Source organism: Thermogutta sp., from assembly GCF_014359955.1.
Classification (GTDB): Bacteria; Planctomycetota; Planctomycetia; order Pirellulales; family Thermoguttaceae; genus Thermogutta.
In genome coordinates, this window is record NZ_JACIYL010000193.1 from 1 (window position 1) to 6,446 (window position 6,446).

Sequence of the window (6,446 nt, forward strand, 5' to 3'; positions counted from 1 at the left end):
GTCCGGAACAACCTGGAGATGTTCCAACCGACAACCCAGTCTCTGCAGATCCTGGCGCAATTCATATCCCTCACCGTCGTCGCCGATGATTCCCACACAGTGGATGGTGCCCACGCCCAGGGCCGCCAGGTTGCATACGACGGTTCCCGCCGCTCCCGGGCTATGCCGCACGCGGACGACCTGATGGGCGATTTTCCCGGTTTCCAGGCTGGTCTCCGCCAATCGGGGATCGACATCGAGGTATTTGTCAAGGAAAAAATCCCCCACGACCGCCACACGTCGACTCGGAAAGCGTTCCAGCAGGGCAGTCAGTCGTTCCGGGGTAATTCCCTCGAATCGTTTCACAGGGGCCATGTCTTAGACCTCGCTCGCCTTAAAAGCACTCTTTCCGCGCCAGCCTGCCCGTTCGGGTAAGCCCCGAATCCACCACGACGGCCTGCTTTTGGGTCAGGAAGAGGGCGACTGCCAGCGGCGAATGATCTCCGTGTAAAGGGCCGGCACCGTCTCGCGGTGGTCCCCCTGAACATAAAAACTTTCTCCGCCGTCGGCCACCGTCCGCACAAGGACTGTTTTGAACGGGCGGTAGTAATAGCGCGGATCGTCTTTGGGGGCTTCGCTGCTCCAATCATCCCCGATCGGTACCAGATCAAACACCGCCGTCGTGAAGTGCCGGATTTCCCGCCCTTCCTGCCGCGCCACGTTGCGCGCCATGCTGAGAGCCTTGAGATAGACCTCTGGTCCCGCCACAGCCGAGCCGATATTGAGATACACGCCGCCTTCCAGGTGGGCCACGCTCTCAGTGAAAACGAGAAAATCGGTGTACGAGGCCTGGCCGGTGGCCGCTGCGTCGAAGTTGGGGTGCTCGTGGACGATATCCTGCCCGATGGCCACGTGAACCGTCACCGGAACGCCCAGCCGATATCCCGCCGCCAGAACGCTTGTCTGGCGATAGGGGAATTGTTCTTCTTCGATCATTCGCCCCAGGGCTTCACCAAATCCGATGCCCTCCCGGGCCGCCAGAATCGCGGCCTCGTTGATTCGGCCGGTCTCGCGCCACAGGCCAAACTCTCCCGTGCGAATGTAGCGTGCGACGCTTTCGCAGGTCGCTCCGATGAGGGCCAGCTCAAAGTCGTGAATCGCCCCGGCACCGTTGAGGGCCAAATGTGTCAAGAGACCTTTCGCCATCAGATCGATGAGGAGCGGACCGTTCCCTTTTCTCAGGACATGGGCGCCGCAGAAAGCGATGATGGACGCCTTTTTGGCCGCGGCCTGAACGATCCTTTCCGCAAGAACAGGAATCGCGGGATGTCGAAACGTGACCTGAAGCTTATTCGGATCCAGAAGGATACTGCGGTCCAGGTCGTGGATCCGCTCGCTCAAAGGACGCAACCTCACCCGTGAACGATCAAACTGTCGATAGGGCATAGCCTTTCCCTTTTTCAGCGGGGTGGAACACCGCCAACGGCCATTGACGCATCGTGCGGACCGAAGGGAGACATCGCACCCGGTTGGACGCGGCCGTACCAGGTCATCGTCATGCGGCAGGAACGCGGATTTCTCCCCAGAGATACCCAATGAGTGCCCGCCATTCCCGATAATCCGGGATGACCACATCCGCTCCCACACCGATCAACCTGTGACGTTTCCACGGGTCGGGCTTGCCACTTTTCTGGGCTTCGTCACTGGCCACCGCCACGGCGGTTCCCCCGACCTCCTTCACATTCTGGATTTCCACATAACCGTCGCCGAAACCGAGAAGTTCCCGGCCGGTGATTCGGTTGGTGGTCAGAATCTGTTGAATGACCATCGACTTGGAGAATCGTTTGTAGTCGTCAATGGCCCCGTAGATGTGAGAACCGAAATATTTATCCAGTCCCAGCAGCCGGGCTTCGTCCTGGACATAGACTTCATCGGTGCCGCTGGCTAGGTACAGTGCTACTCCGCGGCGACATAGTTCTTCCAGCAGGTCAATCGCACCGGGAACGAGCATGTCCTCGCGCTTCACTCGTCCACACCGGAGCCCTTCGCGGCGGTGCTCGATGCGTGCCATGAGACGCTCGTGGTAGATCCGCTTGTATTCGGTGGGCTCGAGTGGTCGGCCACCCCGTCGGGCCACCTCTTCCGCCAGCCGGATCATCTGATAAATCGTCTGCTTCCCTGTCAGTTCGGTCACAAAGTTCCGAACCAGTTCCTCGAGCTCCTGCGGTGTCTCCTTGGTCCCAGTGGCCAGCAGGATCTCCACCATCATGGGGATCATGACGTCCGGCCAACCCTCCCGAATCAGGCTCAACGTCCCGTCGAAATCAAACAGCGCATGTCGATAGATGCCCGGGCTATCGATGGGGCGAACAATTTCGATCCGCGTTCCCGGGATGAAGATCGATTGTGGGGGTGGGGCGACCGCCGGTCGGTAGTCAGCTTCCTCGTAGATGTGCTTGTTACCATCCATCATTTTTGAGTGCGTGGAGCCAGTCGCGGAAGGGGACTGCCGCTGCCCTGTTTCAAAGTTCGGGGAAGCTCCGGGATTGGGACGGCACGGTGCGCGATGACATGCGACGACCGCTCATTTTACTCTGGACAAAACTGGTTGTTCACTCATCGGGAATAATCGCCACTGCCCTTATTGGTGAACCATCCCTGCCCACCAGTTTGAGCGGGAAACCCGCAAAAATAAAATCCTGGGGTAGGGCGTCGAGATTGGTCAGGGCTTCCACGAGAACAATCTCGGCTCCCGGGGCCAACAAAATCTGGTGTACTTCGCGACCGGCGATTTTGCTGGGGGTTGGCATATCAATGCCCAACAGACTGATGCGGCGAGCGGCGATCCACTGCGCCGCCTCTACTGTAAGAGAGGGCAGATCGGTGAAGTACTCGGGCTGGCCAAAATGGCGGTACCAACCCGTCCGGCAGATGACGCGGCTTCCTTCCCGAAAGTATTTGGCGAACGGCTGAAGCATATCGGGGGTGATGGGCGTTTTGGGAGGAAGTTCGCCGTCCGGCGCCAGGTCCACGAGAGTGGCCGGGCCATAAAACCGTTCCAAAGGCACCTGATCGATCGGACGGCCTTCCTTCAGAAAATGAAAGGGCGCGTCGCAGTGCGTTCCTTGGTGCGTGCCCATGGTGATCTGCGTCACGTTACATCCATCCTCGGGAAGCCGCCGGTAAAACTCGATGCGGAGTGGCGGATCTTTCGGATAACTCGGCGCTCCGTCGGTCAAAGGAAGTGAAAGATCGATTATTTTCGCCATGGTGTCCCTCCAACTCGGTCGTGGTAACTTCGTAAGCGTTTTGTCGCAACGAAAATGAGCCGAAGCGGCCACGGGATTGAATTGAAAGGCCCGGTTAATTATGGCCTCCGTGATCACTCGGAAGGGCCGCTGTCGGACAGGCTCAGCTAGTGGTAATCCCTCCATTATGACCCCAGGCGCCCAGGTGATACAGCGGCCGAGCCGCGCTTTATGCTGGCAACAGACAAGTCTGTGGGACAGCCCATTAAACACTAGTAAATATGTCGTATTTCGCCGCTTGACCCCCGTTTGCCGTCTGCCTATTCTTAATACAGCAATTGTTGCTGACGAAATTTCTGTGACGCCCCGAAGAAAGCGAGAGGAGGATGAACATGAGATACCTGATTGCATTGGTCAGCTTGAGTGCAGGAATTATCGGGGGATCGATCCTCTTTAGCTCCTCATCCACGACGGGCGACGAAACGTCGGGCCAGTGCCCGGTGGTCAACGCGGTGGTCGGGGGTTGCTGCGGTGGCGGAGCAGCTTCTGAGGTTGCAGACAAGAGTGACGGCGAGAATCCCGCCTGCTGTGCCGGCAAGACATGCGAGAAGGGTGAATGCAGTGCCGCGAGTTCTGCCCAGGGGGAGGCGTCCGTTCCCGCTCAACTGACGGCCCTTGAAGGGGCGTCCAAGTCCAAGAAAGGCCCCAAGATTGAATGTCCGGTAATGGGCGGTGAGGCTAAGAAAGAGGTTTCCACCGAATATCGCGGTGGCAAGATTTTCTTCTGCTGCCCGGATTGTGTCGACGAGTTCAAGAAGCATCAGGATAAGTACGCAGCTAAGGCCAATCAGCAACTTGTGTTGACCAAGCAGTATGTGCAGAAGGCCTGCCCACTGACGGGGCGTCCCGTGTCCACGGAGCAGAAGGAAGAAATAGGGGGTGTGGTGGTCCACTTCTGCTGCAAGGGATGTGCTGGGAAGATTGGAAAGATGGCCGATGCAGAGCGTTTCAATGCAGTCTTCGGCAACGCGGGCTTCGAGAAAGGGTTTGAACCTCGCAAGAAGGAAGAAAAGAAGCAAGGTTGATAGTTAACTCTTTGGTAGTGATGCTGTCCGGATAAACCCGTTCCCCTTTGTCCCTCCCGGAAGCGGCCGCGTCCCGAATGGATTGTTTGGGACGCGGCTCTTATTTTCTTGGTGCCGAAAACCGCATTCCCCAGCACTTTTTGAAAACTTTTCTTTGACGGGAGGCTGACGAGGATGTTTGACGCCGAAGATTTGTCGACCGCCCTGCTCCATGTTTTTCGTCGCCCCAACTCATCCGGTGGAATGGAGATCTGAGCTCGCCGCCGTCTCACCGTCCAGTTTTTCTTGGATTGTTCTCACATCCGGAAATCTCGGCGAGCACTTCCGCCAGGGCGTTGGCAGGTCGGTCCGTCTGAGAAAATTGTGTCGATTCGTTCCGTGACATGAAACGTGAATATTTCTGTCAGCCCCGGCCGACATTTTGCGTGACCAGAAAAAATGACCTAAATTTTCACTGGGACCCGGTTCGAAGATACCGGTTCGGAATGAGATGAAGGGGCGATCGGATGGAGAAATCAGTCGGAGAAACGTTTGGCAAACGCGGTGAGGTTTTTGTTTGCGGCGGCCGGTACGGCGAATCTCATCGATCGGACCCACCAAATTTGTGTAATTCGGAAAGAGAGCGAGGGAACCAGCCATGACGATAGGCGAGCCTTCCCTGGTTGATGCCTGGCAGCAATGGGGAACTGCGGAAAGTTCCGGTTTTGTGGAAATCTGGCCGATGGGATCCTCGGTCACACCCGCGGATTCAAAGTGCCTCGGCTTTCTGACCAAAAGTTTCGGGACGGATTTTGCCGTGTTCAAAGGGGAAACCGGGGAGCTTCTCGCCAAGCCGGAAGAGCCGTCGATCGATTGGGAACAGTTTGGCATACTCTGCCGGGTCGTTGCAACTCGAGGTCAGCCCGAGATTATTTGGGAAGAGCCGCCGCTGACAGCACTCGCCGTTCCTTTCCTTGCCGAGGACGAATGGCACGTGGCGGCCGCTGTTTTCATGACGGCATCGTTGCCGCCCCAGGATTCACTCAAGCTCCAGGCGGAGCGCCTCGCGACCAATACCGCCAGTCTCCACCGTTGGGCCGCGCGCCAGCGCGTCTGGGATCCGCAGATTCTGCTGCAGGTGGCCCAGGCTTGCCGTGAGCACTTCCTCACACTCCATCGCATCAAGGACCTGGAAAGTCAGGCGGACGAAATGTCCATGCACCTGGCCGGTGTTTATGAAGAAATCAGCCTCCTCCACCGATTAACCCGCAATCTTCGCCTTTCCAAAACAGATGAAGAGCTCGCCAAGATTGCCATCGACTGGCTGATGGAGGTGGTCCCAGCGCAGGGCATCGGGCTGGTCCTTCTTCCTGTGGACTCAACCGACGAGAACTACATCGGAAAGGTTCGCACACAAAACGTGTTGCTCAAGGCGGGGGATTTGCCGCTGACCGACGAGCAATTCTGCTCCCTGATGGAGCACTGGAATGTTCGCAAAGCGATCGACCCTCTGGTGCGGAACTGTTCCGATCCCTTCACGTTTGAAGGATTCACCATCCGCAATGCTATCGCCGTCCCGGTGACCGAGGGTGAGAATCTCCTTGGATACCTGGCGGCTTTCAATCATCGGCAGGGTCACCAGTTCGGCAGCATGGAGGCCAATTTGCTTCACTCCGTGGCGACGATTATCGGCGTCCACAGTGCCAACCTGGAGCTTTACCGCCAGCAGTCGATGCTCCTGGCGGGCGTGATCAGGGCGCTGACATCGGCGATTGATGCCAAGGATCCGTACACATGCGGTCACAGTGACCGCGTTGCGCGGATCGCCGTACGACTGGCGCAGGAGATGGGCTATCCGCCCGAAATGCTTTCCCGGGTTTACCTCGCAGGACTCCTTCACGATATTGGCAAAATCGGTGTGAATGACGCGGTGCTCCAGAAGCCCGGCAAACTCACGGATGAAGAGTTCGACCACATCAAAACACATGTGGAGAAAGGGCATCGGATTCTTTCCGGCCTCAAGCAACTCGATGATATTCTGCCTGCAGTGCTGCATCATCACGAGTCGTGGGATGGGACGGGTTATCCTCACAAACTGGCCGGCGAGGCCATACCTCCTATTGCCCGAATTGTCGCAGTGGCCGACGCCTACGAT

6 protein-coding genes are annotated in these 6,446 nt (G+C 57.6%); 2 read left to right on the forward strand and 4 right to left on the reverse strand.

All coding sequences use genetic code 11. From position 1 onward, the window contains the following. The 4 genes from H5U08_RS07875 to H5U08_RS07890 all read right to left on the reverse strand — a co-directional run. Positions 1-354, reverse strand: a 354-nt coding sequence (locus tag H5U08_RS07875; RefSeq protein WP_297031928.1) for a hypothetical protein, incomplete at its 3' end; no start/stop codon positions are given. A 93-nt stretch (positions 355-447) separates the two neighbouring features. Beyond that, complete coding sequence (locus H5U08_RS07880; protein ID WP_297031930.1) at positions 448-1,425, reverse strand: hypothetical protein; 978 nt, start codon at positions 1,423-1,425, stop codon at positions 448-450. A gap of 109 nt (positions 1,426-1,534) precedes the next feature. Continuing rightward, on the reverse strand, positions 1,535-2,452 hold the full coding sequence (locus H5U08_RS07885) for an HAD family hydrolase (RefSeq protein WP_297031932.1): 918 nt from the start codon (positions 2,450-2,452) through the stop codon (positions 1,535-1,537). Positions 2,453-2,591: 139 nt separating this feature from the next. After that, positions 2,592-3,248, reverse strand: a complete 657-nt coding sequence (locus tag H5U08_RS07890; RefSeq protein ID WP_297031933.1) for a cyclase family protein — start codon at positions 3,246-3,248, stop codon at positions 2,592-2,594. Between the two features lie 371 nt (positions 3,249-3,619). Here H5U08_RS07890 and H5U08_RS07895 point away from each other — a divergent pair, with 371 nt between their 5' ends. Beyond that, a complete protein-coding gene (locus H5U08_RS07895) occupies positions 3,620-4,312 on the forward strand; it encodes a YHS domain-containing protein (RefSeq protein ID WP_297031934.1) in 693 nt (230 codons plus the stop codon). A gap of 637 nt (positions 4,313-4,949) precedes the next feature. After that, a partial coding sequence (locus tag H5U08_RS07900; protein ID WP_297031936.1) for an HD domain-containing phosphohydrolase occupies positions 4,950-6,446 on the forward strand: 1,497 nt, incomplete at its 3' end.

Coding starts and splice junctions, on each gene's coding strand:
- H5U08_RS07895 (WP_297031934.1), top strand. CDS start 3,620: ATGAGATACCTGATTGCATTGGTCAGCTTGAGTGCAGGAATTATCGGG.
- H5U08_RS07890 (WP_297031933.1), bottom strand. CDS start 3,248: ATGGCGAAAATAATCGATCTTTCACTTCCTTTGACCGACGGAGCGCCG.
- H5U08_RS07880 (WP_297031930.1), bottom strand. CDS start 1,425: ATGCCCTATCGACAGTTTGATCGTTCACGGGTGAGGTTGCGTCCTTTG.
- H5U08_RS07885 (WP_297031932.1), bottom strand. CDS start 2,452: ATGATGGATGGTAACAAGCACATCTACGAGGAAGCTGACTACCGACCG.